The organism is Desulfosoma profundi, assembly GCF_055387865.1.
The window spans coordinates 2,395,568-2,416,661 of record NZ_AP042420.1 but is presented as its reverse complement, the minus strand read 5'-3'; the positions used below and the strand labels follow the sequence as shown (position 1 = coordinate 2,416,661).

Below are 21,094 nucleotides of genomic sequence, written 5' to 3'. Positions count from 1 at the left end.
CACTGATAGGGTGCTATCCTAGAAAAGCGGGCGGTCCGGGACCTCGAGTACGCCTGCGGGCCTTTACGGCGCGTCAGGATTTCTCCAATGGGGCATGGAGCGCCCGCAACCTGTTTCTACGCGGCCTTGACCATGGCGGCGGCTTTGCGCATGCCGCGCATCGCCTTGTGGGCCGACCACGGCTCGTTGCGTACCAGCAATGTGAACACCAGCTCCGCCAGCTTGCGTGCGATGGCACCCCCGGCGGCCTTCTTGGTCTTGCCGCGGGCCCGCAACCGCTCGTAGAAGCTTCCGATGACCGGGTTGTACTGCCGGGCGGCCGCCGAGGCCACCAGCAGCGTCATCTTCAGCATCCGGTTGCCCTTGTACGTCATGCGATAGCGGCGCTTCGCCTCGCCGCTCTCCCACACAATCGGGTACAGACCGCAGTAGCCCACGAAGTCGCTCTTCGTCTCAAAGCGTGCGATGTCGCCCACCTCGGCGAGAATCGCCGCCGCCGACACCGCGCCGATCCCCGGGATGGACGTCAGCACCTGGTCGGGAAAGACCCGCTCGAGCAGTTCGGAAATGGCACCATCAATCTCCACGAGCAGGGCATCCAGGTCGAGAATCCGCCGCGCCGTCATCTGCACGAGCATACGCGTGACCTTGGCAAGCTCAGCACAGGGTGCCTCTGCCGCCAGGGCGTGGAGCTTTTCAGCGAAGGCCGTGCCCACGCGGTGCCTGGGGCCGTAGCGCATCGCGGCCAGATCCTCGACGCTGCGCTCGATCAACAGGTGCGGCGAGCCAAACTCGGCAAGCACGACCAGCAGGCGCTTGGAAAACGTCTGGATGCCCAGCACCTTCCGGTAGCCCGGCAGGTGGTAGCGCAGCAGCTTGTGGAGCCGGTTCTTGTGGTCGGTGCGCTCTTCGACGAGACGACGCCGCGTCCGCGTGGCCTCCTTGAGCTCCTCGAACAGCTCGGGCTGGACGGCCTGCGCCTTGGGCTGCATCCGCAGCAGGAACAGCGCAATGAGATGACTGTCCAGGCGGTCGGTCTTGGCGTCCTTGAGCAGTGCCTTGCCGAAGTGTTTGACCGCCCGCGGGTTCAGCACGTGCACCTCGACCTGCCGCCGCTTCTCGCCACGCAGGGCCTGCTCCAAGCGCTTGTGCATGTTCGAGGTGGACTCCATACCGCAGACCACCTGCGCCTTCGGGCCGACCAGAGCACTGGCCGACACGATGGCAGCCCGCAGCTCTGTCCATCCCTGCTGATCGTTCACGTAGGTCGAAGGTTGGCGCACTGTGCGCCCCTCACGGTCGACAAAGGAGGCGTCGATCTTCGCGTTCGATACGTCCAGACCCACGCACAGTTTGTCTCCATTCATCGCATACCTCCATGTGCAAACTGTTACCACCTGCGAGGGAAATCCTCCAACGCGCCGGCCCCGCTTCGCCTCCTGAATTGCGCGGTCGTGCCGCAGGTTGCAATCAAAGCTCCGGGCCGGGCGCCGAGGGGTCAGTCTCCTTGTCGCGCTCATAGCGCACGGACCATGACGACCTGGTCCCCGACCCCGTGGCCCGGACAACTTAACCAACCACAAACCGCCTGGTCCACACGTCCGGGCGACCCACACTACTTATAGGAGTGGATCATGCCCATTGATGAACACGACCGAAGGATTCTCCGTTCCTGGAGCGCCCACGTGTCGGGAAAAATCTCCATCGTCCTGGAAACGACAAGAGATTCCCGCAGTGCGGCACTGCACCGGTTTGCGGAAGAACTCACCGTTTTGGCTCCCCACATCGCGGTCATCCCAGTGGTCAGGGACACGGGGGATCTGCCGGGCTTTTTCATCGGCCACGGATGGATATGGCACGCCGTCCCGTCGGGAGCCGAATTGAGACCGTTTCTGGAGACGGCGGCCCTTTATGGAGACGTTTCCACAGCGGAACCGAAAACCCAAAAAGCCAGAGAAAACATCTCCTCCCCCCAAATTCCCCCCCAACTTCAAAGCTACCTGCACCAGCTCCAAACTCCAAAGGAACTGGAGATCTTCACCGCCGCCCAGTGCCCTCACTGCGGCCACATGCTCCTGGAATTGGCCCCCATCCCTTTCCAATCCCCGTATCTTGTCCTCCGCGTGGTGGACGCAATCCTTTTCGAGGAAAAAGCAAGAGCCGCCGGTGTCCGTTCCGTGCCTACGGTGCTCTTTGGCCGCAACTTCCGCTGGACGGGCCGGACGGACCTCACCCACATCTTTGAAGTGGTCTGCCGCGAAGAAAGCACCGGGCTCTCCGCCGCAGCCGCCATTCGTCTCCTCAAAGAAGGCAAAGCCCACGAAGTAACACAGCTCATGCTCTCTTCGCCCACGGCGTGGAACGATTTCCCCCTGGTGCTCACTCACCCCGAATGGTCCGTGCGGCTCGGCGCCCTGGTGGTTCTCGAAGAACTGGCCGAAAAAGACCCTGCCAAGGCCGCAGCCTACCTCCCCAGCCTTTGGGAGAAAATGGAAACATTCTCACCCGCCGTTCAAGGTGACCTGCTCTATGCCACAGGCTTGGTCGGCGATGTTCGGTGGAAAGATTCGGTTGCTCGGTGGATTCTCAAAAACGCCAAGGATCCGGAACTGCGCGAAGTGGGGGAAGAAACTTTGAAAAGATTGGAATCGAAAAGCCCGCCATGAGATGTGCACCCGGCGGCGCTCCGCCATGGGCTGTTATAAAAGCCGATCCTTGGTTTTCTCCGGCGGCGGCCGGGGTTCGGTCATGCTGTGTGAGAACCCCGGCGACGTGTGGGCTTCAATGAGGCTTCACCATTCCCTTGCAGGGCTATGCCGCTTTGCCCATGAGCATGTTTTCGAGAGCTTCCCGCTTCGCCGCGTATTCCCCCGTAAACATGGGCGGACACGCTTTCAACTCCACTTCCTTTTTGGCCAGTTTGGCGGCAAATGCCATGCACGTGGCCTCTCCGCATTCCTTACAATTGGTTTTAGGTAAGTGCTTTAAAATTTCCACGACGTTGAGCTTCATGCTTCCACCTCCTTTCCCTCAGATTCAGGGAGTTGCTTTTCGGGCAGTGCCTTCGTGACACCGCTTCACCCATTCAAAAGCCGGAGGTCTCCGCCATGGAACACAGGTGGGAATACCACTGAGGAACCCAACTCCCACATCCGAAAAGCGACCCAACATATGGAACCGACAATCATAAATAACCAGAAATGCATGGTGTCGTCAACACCGCGCGGCCGCGCCTCCCGCCAAGGAACCTCAGAGCCTTGACCGGTCTCCGCGGTGCAGAGCGGTGAGCAGAAATCATTCTTTCGAGGCGGATGAGGACTTGTGGTTCGACTTTCGGAATCTTTCGGCATCGATGCCGAAGCGGCGCAGGATCTGTTGCAAGGCCTGCCGCTCCAGCCCGCAACGCTTGGCGGCCTGGGTCACATTGCCCCCGCTCCATGCCAACACATGCTCTAAATAGTGACGGTGAAACCGCCGAAGGATTTCCTCTTTGGCCTCTTTGTACGGCAGGGTCCGGAACGTTTCATCTTCGAACACAAGACATGAGCTGCGCTGCGTCACAAGGCCCACGTGTTCCGGCCGGATTTCGTCCCCTGGGGCGAAGAGGATGCCCCGCATGATGACATTTTCCAATTCCCGAACATTTCCCTCCCAATCCCGACCCAGGAAGATTTCCATGAGCTCCGGCGAGATGGTTTTGCGCGGTCGGCGCAGCTCGGCGCTATGTTTTTTGAGAAAATGGTCGCACAAAAGGGGGATGTCTTCGCGGCGGCGGCGCAGGGGCGGCATTTCAATGGGCACGACGTTTAAACGATAATACAGGTCTTCTCGGAACTCCCCCAATCGAATCTTTTCCTGGAGATCTCGGTTGGTGGACGCCACAACCCGCACGTCCACCTTGACCGTTTTTGTGTCCCCCAGAGGCCTAATGGTTTTTTCCTGGAGCACCCGTAAGAGCTTGGTTTGAATGGCGGGCGAAATATCCCCGATTTCATCGAGAAAGAGTGTCCCTCGATGGGCTTCTTGGAACAGGCCGATCTTGTTTTGCGTCGCGTGGGTGAAGGCGCCTTTCTTATAACCGAAAAGTTCGCTCTCCAAGATGTTTTCCGGCACGGTCGGGCAGTTCACGGCGACGAAGGGACCCTGGTTCCGCTGGCTCAGCCTATGGATGGCCCTGGCCACCAAGTCTTTCCCCGTCCCGGACTCGCCCGTGATGAGCACTGTGAGATCGGATGGAGCCACCATCTGGATGGCGTCAAAAACACGGCGCATGGCCGGACCGCGTCCGACAATGTCTTGGAAAACGCTCTCCCCCTGATATCGCCTTTGCAGTCTCAAGTTTTCCCGCAAAAGCCGGTGGCGCTCCAGGGCCTTCTTTACGGCAAACACCAAGGTGTCATGGTCGAAGGGTTTCGTGATAAAGTCGTAAGCCCCTTGGCGAATGGCCTGAACGGCGAGTTCCACACACCCATGGGCCGTCATCATGATCACCGTGACCCACGGGTGCCTCGTGCGCATGTGCTCCAAGAACTCCAGCCCATTCATCCCGGGCATCTTCATATCGACCAGGACCACATCCATCAGCTCGTCTTCCAACATCTCCAGCGCCGCTTCTCCCGAACTGGCCGTCAGGACCTCACAGTCAAGATCCTTCGCCAAACTGCGCTTCAAAAGGCGCAGAAAGTCTTCTTCGTCATCGACGATGAGAAGACGGTCCCGGAGGGTGTGTGCCTCTTCGTGGATGTGGTTGTCAGCCATCGTGCCCATGACGTTCCGCCTGTTCTGCAAATGCCGGGAGAAGGACCGTAAACACAGAACCCTTTCCCAGTTCACTGGCCACAAGGATTTCCCCCCCGTGATCCTTGACGATCCCATAACTGACCGAGAGGCCCAGCCCCGTTCCTTCTCCTGTGCTCTTCGTCGTGAAGAAGGGATCGAATATGCGCGGCAAATGCCTGGGGTGAATCCCCGTTCCTGTATCCGCGATGGATATATGGACAAACTTCCGCTCGTCCTCAAGAAAAGTGCGGATGGAGATCTTGCCATCCTTGCCGATGGCCTGCTGGGCATTCATGATCAAGTTCATGAAAACCTGGCGCATTTTGTCTCTGTCCACCACTACAGGTGGCACCCCAGGGGCGAGCTGCGCGTCCACTTCGATACGGCGCAATTCCAGATTGTGTCGGACCACATTGAGAACATCGTGAATCAGGTCATGCACGAGAGCCGGCTCCTTCTTTGTGTGGGAACGCCGCGCAAAACTCAGCAGATCCTCCACAATGCTCTTGCATGTGCGAGCGTGCTTCTCGATGGTCTTCAAGTCCTCGTAGCGTTCCGTGCCTGCAGGCTCCTCGCGAATCAAAAGCTGGGTATAGCCCAAAATAATCCCCAGAGGGTTATTGATCTCGTGAGCCACCCCTGCCGCAAGCTGCCCGATGGAGGCGAGTTTGTCCGCCTGAAGCAGTTGTTCTTGCATGGCTTTGCGTTGGGAAATGTCTTTGATGAGAAAGTGAAACACTTCCGTTCTTTCCAAAAGATCACAATCCGATGCAGCGCTGAGCAAGGCGTGGATTTCTCGCCCGTCCCGAGCGACCAATTCGACTTCGGCCTCGGCCACCGCACATTCGCTCGAAACCCTCGCCCGGAGGTTTTCCCAGTCCTGCGGGCGCACAAAGAACGCTCCAAACGAAAACCTTTCCCCTCCAGATGAAGGGTTCAGGTCGTTGATCCCCAGCATTTCCCGTCCCGCAGGGTTCATCTCCAAAACGGTCCCATCCGGCGCCACCACGGCAATCATGTCTCGAGACGCTTCGAAAATGCGCCGGAACTTCTGCTCGGAACGGGCCAACTCGGCCGTACGCTCGGACACCAGGTCTTCCAAGCTCTTGTTGAGAGAGACCAACTTTTCATGGGCCTCCTGGAGCGCCTGGCGATCGCGGAGGATCTGCTGATGCACCTTCCAGATCCTTTCGAAAAAGAGCGTCACCGCGCCGACAACGCAAAAGCTGATGGTGTTCAGCGATCCGCTGTACGGCCTCAGCAGCTCCCAGATGTGCCGGTATCCCCCCAAAATGAGCAACTGCTTCGCGATATGCCCCACTCCGCGCGATACGGCAAAAACCGCTAGAGCGTGGGAGATCATGAGCAGGTACAGCCAGAGGACGTTTTCCCGATCCTGCACGTGCAGACGATAAGAGATGCGCACGCACGCCCCGGCGAAAAACACCATGAGTGCGGAGCCCATCAAGTCCACGAAGAAAATGGGAAACACCGGAAAAGTCATGGGCCTCCATCATCCTGCGGCGAGAACCGGTGCGGTGAGCGAATCATCTCCCGCAGCGCTAAATAAAGAAAGATGATGGCTGGAACACAGAGCAGGTGATCCAGTTTGCCGATGTAAAAGATCCAGGTCAGCCACTCCCGGCCGGGATAAGGTTGAAGGTATGCCTGAAGGGGTCCTTCGGAAAATTTCACGAAAATATCATTCTGATTTTCCAAATGGTGCACCAAAATGGCATCCACATTCCAGAGAATGAACAGCACCCCTGAATACTGAAGATAGCGCCATCCTTTATACCGGATGAGCCGCCGACCTCGAAGCCAATAGATCAGCACGCCCATGGACACGATGAGATGAAGAAACCGTGTCCGAGCTGATGGCTGTACAACCCTTCGGGCTCGGCATGCACCTGAGTTGCCCACAGCTGCTGTGGAAAAAAAATCCCCGCCAAAAGCCCCAAAGCAACGCCCATCCACAACAGGCGGGTCTCCCGCGGGTCTCCCTCTGTGGGGAAAAATGTCTGTTTCGGCATCATAAAAGGAGCGAAAGACCACATTTTCCTTTCGCCTTCCCGCTCTTTCCACAACGGGCCGAAAGCCCGCCGTGTCTCATTTTCTGGAAATCGTCGCCAAGTCATCGGGAGTTTTCCCGTGCTTTTGCCCCCCGCAGAACGCCGCTTTTTGCGTCATTATCCCCGCCTGAGAACCGCGGGGATTCGCCGGGAGGCAAACAACCCTTTGAAATGACCACATAACCGGATGTGCGCTCGTTTTGGTACGTGCTTTGCCTTTACCTCAGGGCACAGAAAAGGTCAACCGCAGCCCGGTGCCTCTGATGCCACGGGAAAACAGGGATGCTGAAGGAGTGGTCCTTAACAGCCTGCGGGGCATGCCCCAAAAGGCTCGAGCCAAAGGAGAACATCATGGAAAAGACGACATCCAAAGAGAAGAAAGTGCAAGGCTTCTTGTTTGTCCAAGACGAATGCATTTGGATGAAATCGGGCATTGTGGCTTTCAAGCGCTGCGAAAATGCCTTCGATTGCACCACCTGCGCCTTTGACAAGGCCATGAGCGCTGCCATTCAATCCGGCAAGGAAAAGGCAGGCACGAAGGTGAGACCGTTCCGTGAACAGGCCAAGGAGCACAGCTATATGGAACGGGTGTGCCGGCACATGCTCACGGGCCGCGTGGCCGTTCGCAAATGCGGGAATGATTTCCGATGTGATGTCTGCGAATTTGACCAAATGCTCGAAGATGTGGACGCCATTTATCCCATCGGAACGGTGCCCGTGGTTTCCGTGGCCGGCTATCTCTACTCGGACAGCTACTATTACCATGTGGGGCACGCATGGGCTCGGGTGGAGTATGGCGGCCGCGTGCGGGTGGGTTTGGACGATTTCGGATGGAAACTCGTGGGGCGCGCGGAAGCTCTCGAAGTTCCCGGTCCCGGCAGTGCCCTTCGTCAAGAAAAGCACAGCTTTGTCATCCATCGAGAATCCCATACGGCTCCGATCCTCAGCCCGGTGGACGGCACGGTTTTAGCCGTCAATGTGGAAGCCATCAAAAATCCCGGAGTGGCCCATGACAACCCGTACGCGGACGGCTGGCTCTTTCTTGTGGAACCTGAAAGGCTGAAAAAGAATCTGGAACCCTTGTTCTTTGGGGAAATGGGAAAAGATTGGCTCTACAGTGAGGTCGAAAGACTCCAGAAGCTGGTTTTCGGGGAAGCCGCGGCCATGGCCGCCACGGGCGCTCCCCCGGTGGATGATGTCTACGCCAACGCCCCGGAGGTCGGCTGGGATCGGCTGGTCAAGGAGTTTTTCCGGGTCTGAAAGTCCCTCATTCTCCCGCAGGGGCATCCCATGCCTCTGCGGAGTGTCCACAAAATCCCCCTTCCGCGTCCAGGCCGCCAAAGCCCTTGGACCGTCTCAATCCATCGGTCCATTTTTCAGAGGGGAGCCGGCCTCAGGGCCGACACCGCTCCATCGCTTTTCCGAAAGGGCCTCTCCGTTCACGGGCAACGAGCGGCAGGCCGCCATCCCCATCGAGACCAACTCTCGCGGCTCCCGGCGAACACGCAGGAGCAAAAACCGTCCACGGCAGATCCCGGCACACGACTCCGGCAGGGCCATCGACCCTTTTTGCGGTCTCCCATTCCGAAGAAGTGCGGCTTCTTAGGCCTGTCCTGGGACTATGGGGCGGCGATCCATTTCTGCACGGATGGCCCTCCATAAATTGGCGCAGGATCGGCACAGGCGGATCTGCAAATCGTCGAGGCCGGGGATGGTGGTCACGGGCTGCATCAAGCACCCGGCATGACGGCAATGGGTCAGCCCAAAGGTGTGAAGCAATTCGTGGATGACCACTTTGGCCGCCCGCTCGCGGATGATCCGCCTCGTGGGAACGATCCCGTCTTCAGCCGCCTCCAACCGGTACAAAGAAACCACGGCGACCCTTCCCGACAACCGGGCTTCTCCATAGACATGGGTGAAAATGGGCAAGAAGAGGTCCTTGGCGACCACCGCCACGAGCCGTCGGTTTTCTTCGGCGCTTGTCTTCTCCAATGCCTCGAGAACGGCTCCGGCATGATACTGCCCTCGAAGTTCGTGGAAGGCCTCTCGAGGCAATTCCCACGGATCCCGGACCTCCACCGTCAGGGTCGTAAACTCACGGATGGACCGGGCCAGAAAGTGGGCCGTTTCCAGACTCACCTGGCGGCACGGCACGAGGGAGACAGGCTCAAGGGGCTTTTGGGATTCCATGGAAAACTAGCGGTCACCGCCTCCGGCCTTTTTCTCTCCGGTTCGGGGTCGTCCCCGTCCCCGGGTCCAGGCGATTCTGTACTGCTGCACCTTCTTGTGCAGTGTGGAGCGGTGCACTCCGAGGACTTCAGCCGCCCGTGAAATGTTGCCTTCCGTGGAAGTCAAGACGTTTTCAATGTGACGGCGCTCCACTTCGGCAAGCGTCATGTGCACCGGCGGCGGCCCTGGGGAGAGCGGCTGCAGGAAAGCCAGATCTTCAACCGTGATATGCCGTTTCTTGGCGAGAACCACCGCCCTCTCCATGGCGTTCTGCAGCTCTCGAACGTTCCCCGGCCATGGATAATTCATCAGCACCTCCATGGCGTCCGCCCGGATGCCGTCCACCGGCTTGTTGGTTTCCCGGCTGAATCGGGCAAGAAAATGTTTGGCCAAAAGGGGAATATCCTCCCGCCGCTCCCTCAGGGGAGGCACCCGAATGGAGATCACGTTCAACCGGTAGAAAAGATCGGCCCGAAACCGACCTTGACTCACCGCATGTTCCAGATCACGGTTCGTGGCCGCAATGACCCGAAAATCCACGGCAATGGGTTTTTCCCCTCCGACGCGGTAAAAACGCTTTTCCTCCAACACCCTCAAGAGATCGACCTGCATGCGGGGGGAAATCTCCCCGATCTCGTCGAGAAAGAGCGTCCCCCCGTCGCACAGTTCCAGCCTGCCTTTGCGCGCCGCCACAGCTCCCGTGAACGCCCCTTTCTCGTGGCCGAACAATTCGCTCTCCAGGAGGTGTTCCGGGAAAGCCCCGCAATTGATGGCCACAAACGGCGCATGGGCACGTGGGCTGACCCCATGGATGGCCTTGGCCACCATTTCCTTTCCCGTACCTGTCTCCCCGGTGATGAGCACGGGGGAATCCGTCGGCGCCACATCCCGGATCATGGAAAAGATCCGTTCCATGGCGGCGGATTGCCCGATGATGTTTTCAAACCGATGAATTTGGGTGACCTGCTCCCGGAGGAGAAGGTTTTCCTCCATGAGCTCTTTCAGCTGAATGAGTCGGGCCACCAGAGGATCGAGCAGGTCCGGATCCAGAGGCTTCACGAGGTAATCGTTGGCCCCTTTCTTCATGGCTTCCACAGCGGATTCGATGGAGGCATAGGCGGTCATCATGACCACGAGCGTGGTGGGGAACTCTTCTTTGATGCGGCGCAGAACCTCCAGACCGTTCATGCCGGGCATCATGATGTCCAAGAACACCACGTCATAGGGCTCGTCTTCCAGCACGTGGAGCGCCTCTTCGCCGGAACTCACCCCACGGGCCGTATAGCCCGATTTCTCGAACCACACCCGCATGGATTCTTGCACGGCATACTCATCGTCCACAATGAGAATACTGGGATTCCGCGCCATGATTTCTCCCTAACGACCCGCCACCGGAAACGTCAGCTTGAAACAGGTGCCACGCCCCACCTGGCTCTCAACATCGATGTATCCTTTGTGTTCCTTGATAATGCCGTAGACCACGGCCAAGCCCAATCCCACGCCTTTATCGTGGCTTTTGGTGGAAAAGAAAGGCTCGAAGATCTTTTCCAGGTTTTCTTCCGGAATGCCGCAGCCCGTGTCTTCCACTTCGATGGTCACCGCAGCCTGCTCGGGATCATGGCGGGTGCGCAACCACAAATGTCCCCCTTCAGGCATGGCCTCCATAGCATTGAAAACAAGGTTCATGACAGCCTGCTGAATCTGGTTCAAATCCCCTTCGACGTGGGGCACCTGGGCCTGATAGTCCGTATGGAGGCGAATGTGTTGGAGTTCCATCTTATGCTGCAACAGGAGCACAATCCGACCCAAGACGTCGTTGATGTCCACCATGCGCCGGACCATCGGTTGATGACGCGAAAAGCTCAGTAAATTGGAAGCGATTTCACCGCATCTCTTGGATTCGGCGGCCACCATGTCCAAGAACTTGGCCATTTCCTGGAGTTCCTCGGGGCCCATGCCCGTCGAACTGCGCTTCACCATCCGGAGCATGACCTTGGCGAAAGTATGAATGGCCGCCAGGGGATTATTGATTTCGTGAACCGCGCTGGCCACGAGCTTACCCAAGGCGATCATCTTATCTTCGTGGACTAGGCGGGCAAGGTCCTCCTTGATCTGTCGAGTCTTTTCTTCCACCTGTTTTTCCAGGGCCGAACTGATATCGCGCCAGATTTCCAAAACCAGAGCCACTTCGTCGCGGTCATCGATCAAGGGATAAGCCAAAACATCATAGTAGCGCGTCCGGGTCTCTCCCATGTGGTGCTCATGGATGGCATGGGCCGAGGTCTTCAACCTCAAGGCGTCTTGCAACGGGCAGGCATGGTGAGGCCCCCGGCACGGCTCTGGGTTCCTATGGCTGACTTCATGGCAAAACCTCCCTAGGACCTGATCGGCACTCATGCCCACCGTTTCCAAAAGGGCTTCGTTGGCATCCACAACCGTGCGGTCAGGTCGCAACACCAAAATGGGATCCTGGACCATCCTAAGAATCTGTTTGACATACCGTTCTTGGAAGTCCAATTGGCGCCGGCGATTCTCCAACTCCCACTCGGAAACCAGCAGGTCTTCACACAATCGAGACATGGCCACATCCAGGACGCGCAAATGCGGTGGCTTTTGCTGGAGCAGATCGTGCAAAAGCGCTTCGTTGCCGGTCAGCTCGATGACGAGATCCAAATCGGGCAAGTGGAAGAAATCAAGGTAGTTTGTCGTTGTGAAAATGCCCTTTTCCTGAGCTTTGACGAAACCGGGAGCCTGCGGGTCGATGTCGGCCACGGCGGCCACCTGGGCGCGGAAATGGCGGAGACGTCCCTGCTCGATCAAGTCGAGAATCTTGGCGCAGCGTTTTCCTCCACCGATAATGCCGATCTTCAGCGCTTTCATGTCATGGTCCTCGCCGCGGAAAGTGTCCGGGGACGGCACCTGCGTCCATTTTGCCTGAGCCTGACTCGCCCCCCGCCGTTACGAATCCCCCTAGTTCTCGTCGTCGAGGTTCGTTCGCTCCACGGGACGCCTCCCCACAATCATCCGCCCGCTCTACGCCACCTCGAAGAGGTGTCCACGGACGAGCTTCAAGAAACCTTTTTGCGGGTGAGTGAACCCGGGGGCAGCCTGATCGGGGCAATTGGGTCCGGTCCATCCACGCCGGTCCGTGGACATGGCCTCTCGACGCGCGAACCGCCAGACCCATATCCCGTGAATGACGTGTTTTCCGGACTGGTGCACGGCACGTTATCTGAAAGCGCTCGAGCCCTTTCAGGCCGCGGCCGGCTTGACGACGATATCGCAGGCGAACAGATTCTCGCTGGGTGGATGATCGGGAAAGAGAGACCGTCTTAAAAAACCGCGCGACGGTCTCTTTTCGTCACTGCACAAAACGCTCGGCCCGCACCTTTCGGACGCATTGAGGGCACAACCTCCGGTAAACCCGCTTGCCCATGACCTCGTCGGATCGCGCCCGCACGTAGTCCAAGAAGCGATCCGGCACGAAAGGTTGCCCGCACGACTGGCATACGGGAACGTCCTGGCGGTTGAGCACCGTTCCACACAAGCGCAATTCCCGAACGCCGTCGGATTCGATGAGTTCCATGGCTCCTGTCGGGCAGGCCAGGGCACAGGCGCCGCACGTGATGCATCGTTCCGAAGGCCGCCCATAGTCCGTGAGAAGCCGCTCGGTTGTGCTGATTTGCGAAAACCCCAGCGCATGGACCTGAACCCCTTCGCGGCACACCTGGTCGCACGCCCCACAGCGAATACAGATGTCACAGCGCAGGCACCGTTGAGCTTCCGCCCGGGCTTCGGCATCGGTATAGCCCAGTTCCACGGGCTCAAAGGTGTGTTTGCGGATTTCCGGGTCAACCAGATGGAGAGGCACCCGTTTCGCCAGGCGCTTTTCCTGGGCGGAAATGGATTGGAAAGGCACCCGATCCCGCCGATGAGCTCGAAAAACTGGAGAGGGCCCTGCTTTCCCTTGGAGGTAATGGTCAATGTCCAAAGCGGCCTGCTTTCCCGCCGCGATGGCTTCCACAACCGTCGCCGGTCCCGTGACGGCGTCGCCCCCGGCGAAAATATCTTCCACGCTGGTTCTCGTGGAATAGGGTTCGGTGACGATGAGGTTCCGAGGGGTCACTTGGAAAGGAGGACGATCTCCGAAAACGGAAAGTTTTGGCTGCTGCCCGATGGCTCGAATGACGGCCCCGGCTTCGATGGAGAATTGGCTTCCCGCCACGGGGATGGGACGGCGGCGTCCGCTGGCGTCGGGTTTTCCCAACCGGGCTTTCAGGCATTCCAGGTGGGTCACCCGGCCGTTCTCCCCACAGATTTTCACCGGAACCGCGAGGAAATGGAACTGCACGCCTTCCTCCATGGCCTGGCGCACTTCTTCCTGATGGGCCGGCATCTGGTCCTGAGTGCGTCGGTAGGCCACGTGGACTTCCGAACACCCCAAGCGAATGCACGTCCGCGCGGCGTCCATGGCGGCGTTGCCTCCCCCGACCACCACGACTCGATCCGCGGGCTTCTGGCACAGCCCCAAATTGACTTCTCTGAGAAACCGAATCACGCAATAGACTTGCGGGAAATCCGTTTCCCCTTCAATTTTGAGCTGGTAACTCTGGTGGGCACCGATGCCCAAAAAGAAGGCCTTGTAGCCTTGCTGTCGCAGTTCTTCCAATGTAACGTCTTGTCCCACTGTCACCCCGGTGCGAATTTCCACCCCAAGGCTCTGGATGAGTTCAATTTCCTTTTGGACGACGGATCGAGGCAGCCGATAGGGGGGGATTCCCGTGACGAGCAACCCTCCCGGGATTGGGCTGGATTCGAAGATGGTCACCCCATAGCCCATCTCGGCCAAATAATGCGCCGCAGACAGTCCCGCAGGACCGGAGCCGACCACCGCGACTTTGTGCGGCTTTCTGTGTCGGGGTGGAGCAACGTGGTAAGTGCCGCGTTGCTCGGCCCACTGCGCCGCATAGGCTTTGAGGTACCGGATGTTGAGCGGCTGATCCAGGTGAGCCCGGATGCAGGCCCGCTCACACGGATGGGGACAGATGAGGCCGCAGACCCAAGGAAACGGGTTGTCCTTGCGGATAATGTCCAGAGCTTTGTGGGGATCTCCTTGGGCCACGTACGCGAGATAGCTGGGAATGTCGATACTCGTCGGGCACGCCATTTGACACGGGGCGGGAATCAAGCGAGGACACACCCGGGCGGGACAATGCTTGTTGTCCGTGTGCATCAGGTATTCGCCCTGGAAAAATTGTAAGGAGGTGAGCAGAGGATTGACGGCACAACGAAGAAGGGTCCCGGTTCCCTCGGTGTGAACCTTCTGACAGCGTCGACGCAAGTCGTCCAAGACTTCGTTGTCCGCTTCCCCGCGAGTCAGCTTCTCCAAGAGATCCAAGATCACAGGAGCTTCCGCATCAAAAACGGGACAGCGCCCGCGCTTTTTTTCCACCACCCCCCGGAAAGCCCCTCGAACGAGTTCCACCACGCATTCCCTGTCGTCGATCAGGCGAATCTCACCGACGGCCAACGTTCCCCCAAGGGCTTTCAGGCTCTCATGATCCAGGGCAAGGTGCATGAGATGCATAGGAAAGATGCCCCCTATGGCCCCGCCGATCCACAAGGCTTTGGGGCGATGTCCGGGCAAAGGGCCGCCGCCGACACCGTCCACCACGTCGGCCAAAGTTGATCCGGCGGGCACTTCCACAAATCCGGGGTGGACCACCGGCCCTCGAAGCCGAAAGAGGCGCGTGCGGAATTCGGCGGCGTCGGCGACCACCGTTTGGCCGTAAAGAAGCTTGTGGGCAAGAATGGGAAGCACCGCCAGGGTTTCCACGGAGTGGGCCACGAGAAGCGTTCCCCGAGGCACACCGCCCATGAGGGTCTGGGCGATCGGGGCCGGATGGTCGTTGAGGAAAACATGGTCGGAGAGGGTAACCTCCAGTTGGAAATCCGGCGGAAGATCGGGGAAAAGTTCGGAAGTCCGAAGGTTTTCCCACGCCTTTTCCACACGCTCCCGGGCGGTCGCCGCCCAGGTGGGCAGCAGGATCATCACCTGAGCCGTGTGCAGCACTCCGCAGGCCAAGAGGCACCCTTCCAACAGCTGATGCGGCGCCCCTTCCAAGAGCCACTGCCCGGGATCGGCGCACGCCGCAGGGACACAGGCGTTCACCACAAGCACCGCCCTTTTTTTCGACTCTCTCGCCTGCTGCCACACGGCGGCCACGGGAACCCCGTCCACAGTCCCCCCTTCCCGAATGCCCGCCGTATCCACGAGATGGAGGAAGTCCTCGAAGCCCTGTCGCGAGAAATGGAGATACCCATCATAGCCGTCGTGATCCCGGTAGCTCTGGACGTCCGTCGGATCCACCGCCCCGACCCACTGGCTGATGGCGACCCTCTGGGAATGCTCGAAAGCTTCCAAGTCCCGCCCCGCCAGCCATTCCGATACGGGACGCCCCCCCAATAGGTGCTGTTCCACGATTTTGGGCACCATATCCGGGGTGACCATCTGGTAGAGGAAAACGTCCTGGCCCATTTGAACGCGAACCATGACGTCCTTACCCTCAATCCCACGCCAGCCCGTAAAGGCCACCTTCAAGGGGGTGATCTCTTGGGCCGACCGTTTTTCCAACGCCGTGAGAAACGCATCCTTTACAGCGACGGCGTCACCCAGGGGGGCCCCGGGAAAGGTGGCTATATGCACGGTAAAGAGCGGTTCCCTGTCATGCTCTCCCATTCACACAAACTCCCATGATCCCGATTTAGGCCTTGTCCGAGCCCGTCCATAGCCTTCTTCCTCAGACCATGGATAGCCGCCGGACATGGGCTCCCGGGCTGATCCTCGGGTTTCCTGGAAAACTTCTGAAGTCCCCCGCTCCTGCGAGGAGCGGGAGAAAGGGGCTCACCCCCCGGTCTCAACGGCCGCTCACCAAAGTTTCCAGTTCAAAGGCCACATTCTTGGCAAACCGACGACGGCGCTCTTGATCCATGTCCTCCACGGTGCCGAACTTCAAGCAGTGGGTGACGCATTTGGTCACACAGGCCGGCTTGAGGCCGCGATCCACCCGGTCCATGCAATAGTCGCATTTGACCACTTTGCCCGTCTCTGGGTTCCATTGGGGTGCGCCCCACGGGCAGGCGGTGATGCAGCTCTTGCATCCGACACACAGGGCCGCATCCACATAGACAATCCCGTCCTTGGGGCGCTTGCGCATGGCCCCCGTCGGGCACACGGCCACACACCACGGTTCCTCGCAATGAAAACATGGCATAAAGATGAAAGCCATGCGCGGCAGATCCCCCACCATTTTGGGACCCACCGGCATAATCTGACCCAAACGGGGACCCACCGGCAAACCCTTATGGGTCTTACAGTGGACTTCACAGCTGTAACATCCAATACATCGCTTTTGATCCTGCAGCAGGTAGTACCGACTCATGCATACCTCCCTCAATGTCTCATCCCCCAGGAAGTCCAAACGGGTCATTCCGGGAGCTTTTCGCAAACCTTAGCCCTTCACCGGCCTCACTTTCACCAGTGTGTGGTCCAGAGCCGGGCTACCGCCGACCATGTCCGAAACATTCTCCTGAAGCACGGAATCGTCCGCACCCTTGCCGCAGGCACGCGTTTGGGCCGGGACGGTTTTCCCGAACCCGTGGAGCATAAACACCGCCTCGGGATGGATCATATCGGTCACCTTGGCCCTCAGCCGTTGCGTTCCCGCAGAAGATTCCACCTCGACCACGGCGCCATTCTGGATTCCCAGCGCCGCAGCAGCCTTGGAATGGATCCACAGTTCGTTTTCCGAAACCAGTTCGTTCAAGTAGAGGTTATTTTGGGTCGAGACATGCGTGTGCACGGCGCACCGCCCCACCATGAGGCGGAAGATCGCCGGTTCAAGCTTCGGCATGGGGTCATAAGGCACAAACGACGGCAGGCCCGCTTTTTCCATGAGGGAGCTGACGAATTCGATGGTTTTCGACGGCGTTTTGAACTGGATGCCGTCCAAACGATCCCAGAGAATTTGTTTGTCCGTTAAAGCCACGAACCCCTTGGCGTCAAAGTCTGACAATGTAACTCCCATGTCCTTCAACTGGAAGTTCCAGATGTCTTCAATGGACTCATAAGGGAAGAAATGGCCGAACCCGAGACGGTTGGCCAGCTCTTTCCAAATCATCCACGCCGGCTTGGTGTCGTAGCGCGGGCTCACGGCCTGTTTGCGGATGAAAAGCTGAGGTTTCAACCCGGAGGCCATCTGGATGGAATCGGCCCGCTCCAAGTACATGGACTCCGGCAAGATGACGTCCGAATTCCATGCGATCTCGCTGAAATTGACATCCACGGTGACGATGAGATCCAATTTATCCAGCGCCCGCCGCAACTGGGAGCTGTCCGGGATGGACTGGAGCGGCTCGAACCGATTGGCGATGAGGGCCTTGATGGGATAAGGGTCTTCATGAAGGATGGCATGGGCCAGCCTTTGGGGATTGCCATGTGTGGCATCCGCGATGGGAAACACCGTCCCTCCCGAACCGTCGAAACGCGGGGCCGTCACCTTGGGAAGACCCTCCTGCTGCACGTATTTGCCAATGTCGCCGCGGCCGGCGGCCTTGGCCCCCTTCTTGAAAAAGATGCCCCCTTTGGCCTCGATACTTCCCATCAAGGCATTCAGGATGATAATGGACCGACGAAAATGGATCTCATTGGGATGATGGGCCCCCCGATACCCGTAGTGGAAAATCACCGAAGGCCGGGCTTCGGAAGCTTCCCTCGCCAAGGCCCGGATTTCCGAAGCGGGAACCCCCGTTTCCGCCTCCGCCCATTCCGGGCTGTAGGGGTCCACAAACGCGCGCAGCTCATTGAGGCCTGTCACCCAACGGCGCACATAGGCCGCATCGTAGAGCCCCTCCTTTAGGATGGTATGGATGAGGGCGTAGTTGAGCGCCAGATCCGTGCCCGGGCGAATCTGCCAATACCGGTGCGCCTTGGTCGCCGTCACGGTCACCCGAGGATCCACATAGACGAGCTTGGCGCCCTTTTCCATGGCGTCCAGGAGATTGTTGATGGGCTTGATTTCCAAGGATTCAAAGATGTTGCGCCCGTAGAGCACGATGAGCTTGGTGTTCGCGTAGTCGATGCCCACCTCGGCATCGGTATAGCCTGTCAGCGACCGGAAGGCCGTATTCACGGAGCCCTTACATAAGGCGTCATGGGTGAAGTGATTGGGGGATCCGAGAGCCCGGACAAAGGTTTTGCTGATGTGAGTGTTCAGATTGGTGCGTTCCCCGAAGACCACACTCGGACCGCCGTATGTCTCCACAATTGTTTTGAGCTTATCGGCAACAAAGTCCAAAGCTTCATCCCAGGAAGCCCGGCGCCATTGCCCGGACCCGCGAGGCCCCGTGCGGATCATGGGATACTGGGGCCGTTCGTGATCCTTAAGCAGGGCAAGACCGGCGGAACCTTTGGCACACAACGCCCCGTCGATCCCCGGCACGTGCGGATTCCCCTGAATCCATTGCACCTCATCGTCTTCAACTTCCACCACGATGGGACACCGCACGGTACACATGAAGCATATGCTGTGAACAAGCTTCCCCATGGTCCATTCTCTCCTTCCCAGTGGGTTCGTAAAACTACAAAACCAACCCTAAAGCCTTCCCCACACGGTCTTCCAGTTCCGCAATCTCCACCGGCTTGATGAGGTAGTCCTCAATCCCCAAAAGGGTCGCCTGCCGGGCCGTTTCCGCGGAAGGGTACCCCGTGATCATAATGACCTTGGCGGCCGGCCAGTGAGCCCGCAAAAACTCCAGTACCGACAATCCATCGTCATCCTTGAGCTTGATGTCTAAAAGAGCCAAGTCCGGCTCATGATCTTCCAACCACAACCGGGCATCATCCGCGCGGCAGAAAACCTGCACATCATGGCCCAGTTTTGTTAAGATTCTCTGCATTAAACGGCAGGCATCCCTCTCATCATCCAGGACCATGATGAGCGCCATGAATCCAAACCCCCTTTCACATCCGCTGCCCGGGGATCATCCGAGCCTTCATGGCCCAGCCATTTCCAGCACATGCAAACGTGTGGAATCCGTCCGTCCCAATTCCCGACCGAACCGTCCTCTCGAGTGGGCAAACTCTATGCCAGAGGGCGCTGGAGCCAGGACATTCCATTGCATTCCAACACGATGCATGCAGTAACCGGCGGCGCTCCCGCATCAATGCCGAAGGGCTTTTGAAAACCCAAAGCGCTCAAAAACCCTTCACCGTAAGCCCCGGCGACGGTCTTCCATCGACCTGGGAGACCCCCTCAGGACAGCAATGTTTTTATTGCACCGCAAAAATAAGATTGCACTTTGGTCTTTCCTTCCGACATTTTCGAAAATCCTCGCGAGATTCGGGGCTTAATGTCTTGAACATGATCTTTAACAGAGGGCGCCGATGTCGACCGCGACATGAAAATCAGACAGCGCGACGCGGATGATCCTAGAGTTTCAAGGCGGCGAAAGAGCCCAGACGGCTCGGACCGAGCTTGGCACAATTGGTGCTCTATGTAGGACGGAAAAGCGAAGCCGGTGCTGTGGCTTGGCATCATCCAAAGGTGTTTTCTTGTTTTTTATGAAACATTATGCGTGTGAGGAGGACGGGACAATGACAAAAAGGTTTTGGTGGACAATGGCGTGCATGATTTTGTTCGGGGCGTTCCTTTTGGGTGGGATCGCCACCGGACCGGCGTTCAGCCAACAACAGGACACCCAGGCCCAAGGAGCGCCCGCCCAACCGGCGGCTCCGACGGTGCAACCCGCTCAACCGGCAGCCCAGCCCGCGGCCCCCACAGCCGGACAACCGGCCGAGGCGGCGGCCAAACCGGTCGGAGACACCTTGGGACTCCCTGGTAAGATCGGGAAAGAAATCGCGAAAGCCCCGCTTGGCAAGGAAAAAGGCCACATTGATCCACAAGCTCCTCGAGGTGCCTTCGGTATTCCCGGCGCGCCCCGAATCAATTACGTCGTGGCCATTCTGTGGTCCGTGTGGGTCGGCTGGATTTTTTCCACCGTCGGCGCTTTCGGCGGCATCATGGCCGGTGTGGGCCACATGACGGTTTTGGGTCTTGGTCCCTACGCCAAGACTTTTTCCAAGACGGCCCCGGGTCTCAACAAGGCGCTCACCGACAGTGTGCGCACGTCCAATCAATTCCTCGTCGGACTCTCCGCCCTGATCAGCACCATTAACTATCTCAAGGCCCGCACCTTGGCCTGGCCCGTGGGCGTCGTGCTGGCCCTGGGATCCATCGCCGGCGCGATCTTCATTCCGTGGATCACGGGCGGCAAGGTGACCTTCAAGCAGTATCAGGGGTGGTTCGGCCTGTTTGTTTTCGTTGTGGGCGCTTTTCTCTTTTATGAAACCACACCGGCCGGCCAGCAAAAGAAAAAGGCCGCCAAAGAAGCCGCTCAGGCCTTCAGCAAAGCCATGAAGGAATCCAAGGACGCGGCGGCGCAGGGCATTCAGTTCAAATCCTTTTCGGTGGCCAAGGCGTCCTTTACCTTTTTCGGCACGGAGTTTCATTTCAACCCGATCGTCATCTTCATCGGCGGCGTGGTCATCGCGGCCATCTCCTCCTTTTTGGGCGTCGGCGGCGGTTTCCTCTATGTGCCGTTTCTGACGACGTTCACCGGCGCTCCCATGTACGTTGTGGCCGGAACATCGGCCATGGCGGTGCTCCTTAGCATGATCACCAGCATTGCCAGCTACATCACGGTGGCCAAGGCGGGTATGGACTGGACCTTGATCGGCCTGGAACTCATCGGCATCTTTGTGGGCTCCATGATCGGGCCGCGCACGCAAAAATACATTCCCGACATCTGGCTGAAGCGGCTCTTCGTCGTGCTTGCCATTTACGTCGGGCTTGGCTATTTCAGCCTTGGTTTCTTCGGCAAGGCTTGGGTGCCGATGTAAACAGCCGCGGAAAAAGACTAAAGCTGACGGCGCTCTTGCCCAAAGAAACGACGTC

At 58.6% G+C, this 21,094-nt stretch carries 15 protein-coding genes; 3 read left to right on the top strand and 12 right to left on the bottom strand.

The annotated features are described in order from the left end of the window. Positions 1-116: 116 nt before the first annotated feature. Positions 117-1,367 carry an IS110 family RNA-guided transposase gene (locus ACZ5K9_RS10400; protein WP_464271267.1) on the bottom strand — a complete coding sequence of 417 codons (1,251 nt, stop codon included), beginning with the start codon at positions 1,365-1,367 and terminating at the stop codon, positions 117-119. A gap of 267 nt (positions 1,368-1,634) precedes the next feature. On the opposite strand from ACZ5K9_RS10400, the gene ACZ5K9_RS10395 reads away from it, so the two are divergent. After that, complete coding sequence (locus ACZ5K9_RS10395; protein WP_464271266.1) at positions 1,635-2,666, top strand: thioredoxin domain-containing protein; 1,032 nt, start codon at positions 1,635-1,637, stop codon at positions 2,664-2,666. A 145-nt stretch (positions 2,667-2,811) separates the two neighbouring features. Here ACZ5K9_RS10395 and ACZ5K9_RS10390 read toward each other — a convergent pair whose 3' ends face one another. From ACZ5K9_RS10390 to ACZ5K9_RS10375, 4 genes are all read right to left on the bottom strand, one after another. Then, a complete protein-coding gene (locus tag ACZ5K9_RS10390) occupies positions 2,812-3,012 on the bottom strand; it encodes a (Fe-S)-binding protein (RefSeq protein ID WP_464271265.1) in 201 nt (66 codons plus the stop codon). 282 nt (positions 3,013-3,294) lie between these two features. Beyond that, on the bottom strand, positions 3,295-4,767 hold the full coding sequence (locus ACZ5K9_RS10385; protein ID WP_464271264.1) for a sigma-54-dependent transcriptional regulator: 1,473 nt from the start codon (positions 4,765-4,767) through the stop codon (positions 3,295-3,297). Beyond that, positions 4,751-6,283 (bottom strand): two-component system sensor histidine kinase NtrB, encoded by a 1,533-nt coding sequence (locus tag ACZ5K9_RS10380; RefSeq protein ID WP_464271263.1) that lies wholly within the window; start codon positions 6,281-6,283, stop codon positions 4,751-4,753. The genes ACZ5K9_RS10385 and ACZ5K9_RS10380 overlap by 17 nt, the downstream gene beginning before the upstream one ends. Continuing rightward, entirely contained in the window at positions 6,280-6,621 is a 342-nt protein-coding gene (locus tag ACZ5K9_RS10375) for a hypothetical protein (protein ID WP_464271262.1), read from the bottom strand. The genes ACZ5K9_RS10380 and ACZ5K9_RS10375 overlap by 4 nt, the downstream gene beginning before the upstream one ends. 581 nt (positions 6,622-7,202) lie before the next feature. Between ACZ5K9_RS10375 and ACZ5K9_RS10370 the strand changes: the two genes are divergently transcribed. Continuing rightward, positions 7,203-8,111, top strand: coding sequence for a glycine cleavage system protein H (locus ACZ5K9_RS10370; RefSeq protein WP_464271261.1), 909 nt, complete (start codon positions 7,203-7,205; stop codon positions 8,109-8,111). Positions 8,112-8,453: 342 nt separating this feature from the next. Here the strand turns inward: ACZ5K9_RS10370 and ACZ5K9_RS10365 are convergent, their stop codons facing one another. The 7 genes from ACZ5K9_RS10365 to ACZ5K9_RS10335 all read right to left on the bottom strand — a co-directional run bounded on the left by ACZ5K9_RS10365 (position 8,454) and on the right by ACZ5K9_RS10335 (position 19,085). Further along, entirely contained in the window at positions 8,454-9,041 is a 588-nt protein-coding gene (locus ACZ5K9_RS10365; protein ID WP_464271260.1) for a hypothetical protein, read from the bottom strand. 6 nt (positions 9,042-9,047) lie between these two features. Next, entirely contained in the window at positions 9,048-10,448 is a 1,401-nt protein-coding gene (locus tag ACZ5K9_RS10360; protein WP_464271259.1) for a sigma-54-dependent transcriptional regulator, read from the bottom strand. Between the two features lie 9 nt (positions 10,449-10,457). Beyond that, on the bottom strand, positions 10,458-11,960 hold the full coding sequence (locus ACZ5K9_RS10355) for a two-component system sensor histidine kinase NtrB (protein ID WP_464271258.1): 1,503 nt from the start codon (positions 11,958-11,960) through the stop codon (positions 10,458-10,460). A 481-nt stretch (positions 11,961-12,441) separates the two neighbouring features. Further along, complete coding sequence (locus ACZ5K9_RS10350; protein ID WP_464271257.1) at positions 12,442-15,819, bottom strand: FAD-dependent oxidoreductase; 3,378 nt, start codon at positions 15,817-15,819, stop codon at positions 12,442-12,444. Positions 15,820-15,997: 178 nt separating this feature from the next. Then, positions 15,998-16,522, bottom strand: coding sequence for a 4Fe-4S dicluster domain-containing protein (locus ACZ5K9_RS10345; RefSeq protein WP_464271256.1), 525 nt, complete (start codon positions 16,520-16,522; stop codon positions 15,998-16,000). A gap of 69 nt (positions 16,523-16,591) precedes the next feature. Further along, complete coding sequence (locus tag ACZ5K9_RS10340; protein ID WP_464271255.1) at positions 16,592-18,685, bottom strand: molybdopterin-dependent oxidoreductase; 2,094 nt, start codon at positions 18,683-18,685, stop codon at positions 16,592-16,594. A gap of 34 nt (positions 18,686-18,719) precedes the next feature. Next, positions 18,720-19,085 carry a response regulator gene (locus ACZ5K9_RS10335; protein WP_464271254.1) on the bottom strand — a complete coding sequence of 122 codons (366 nt, stop codon included), beginning with the start codon at positions 19,083-19,085 and terminating at the stop codon, positions 18,720-18,722. A gap of 649 nt (positions 19,086-19,734) precedes the next feature. On the opposite strand from ACZ5K9_RS10335, the gene ACZ5K9_RS10330 reads away from it, so the two are divergent. Continuing rightward, positions 19,735-21,039 carry a sulfite exporter TauE/SafE family protein gene (locus tag ACZ5K9_RS10330; RefSeq protein WP_464271253.1) on the top strand — a complete coding sequence of 435 codons (1,305 nt, stop codon included), beginning with the start codon at positions 19,735-19,737 and terminating at the stop codon, positions 21,037-21,039. Positions 21,040-21,094 lie beyond the last annotated feature (55 nt).

Coding starts and splice junctions, on each gene's coding strand:
- ACZ5K9_RS10400 (WP_464271267.1), bottom strand. CDS start 1,367: ATGAATGGAGACAAACTGTGCGTGGGTCTGGACGTATCGAACGCGAAG.
- ACZ5K9_RS10395 (WP_464271266.1), top strand. CDS start 1,635: ATGCCCATTGATGAACACGACCGAAGGATTCTCCGTTCCTGGAGCGCC.
- ACZ5K9_RS10390 (WP_464271265.1), bottom strand. CDS start 3,012: ATGAAGCTCAACGTCGTGGAAATTTTAAAGCACTTACCTAAAACCAAT.
- ACZ5K9_RS10385 (WP_464271264.1), bottom strand. CDS start 4,767: ATGGGCACGATGGCTGACAACCACATCCACGAAGAGGCACACACCCTC.
- ACZ5K9_RS10380 (WP_464271263.1), bottom strand. CDS start 6,283: ATGACTTTTCCGGTGTTTCCCATTTTCTTCGTGGACTTGATGGGCTCC.
- ACZ5K9_RS10375 (WP_464271262.1), bottom strand. CDS start 6,621: ATGGGCGTGCTGATCTATTGGCTTCGAGGTCGGCGGCTCATCCGGTAT.
- ACZ5K9_RS10370 (WP_464271261.1), top strand. CDS start 7,203: ATGGAAAAGACGACATCCAAAGAGAAGAAAGTGCAAGGCTTCTTGTTT.
- ACZ5K9_RS10365 (WP_464271260.1), bottom strand. CDS start 9,041: ATGGAATCCCAAAAGCCCCTTGAGCCTGTCTCCCTCGTGCCGTGCCGC.
- ACZ5K9_RS10360 (WP_464271259.1), bottom strand. CDS start 10,448: ATGGCGCGGAATCCCAGTATTCTCATTGTGGACGATGAGTATGCCGTG.
- ACZ5K9_RS10355 (WP_464271258.1), bottom strand. CDS start 11,960: ATGAAAGCGCTGAAGATCGGCATTATCGGTGGAGGAAAACGCTGCGCC.
- ACZ5K9_RS10350 (WP_464271257.1), bottom strand. CDS start 15,819: ATGGGAGAGCATGACAGGGAACCGCTCTTTACCGTGCATATAGCCACC.
- ACZ5K9_RS10345 (WP_464271256.1), bottom strand. CDS start 16,522: ATGAGTCGGTACTACCTGCTGCAGGATCAAAAGCGATGTATTGGATGT.
- ACZ5K9_RS10340 (WP_464271255.1), bottom strand. CDS start 18,685: ATGGGGAAGCTTGTTCACAGCATATGCTTCATGTGTACCGTGCGGTGT.
- ACZ5K9_RS10335 (WP_464271254.1), bottom strand. CDS start 19,085: ATGGCGCTCATCATGGTCCTGGATGATGAGAGGGATGCCTGCCGTTTA.
- ACZ5K9_RS10330 (WP_464271253.1), top strand. CDS start 19,735: ATGACAAAAAGGTTTTGGTGGACAATGGCGTGCATGATTTTGTTCGGG.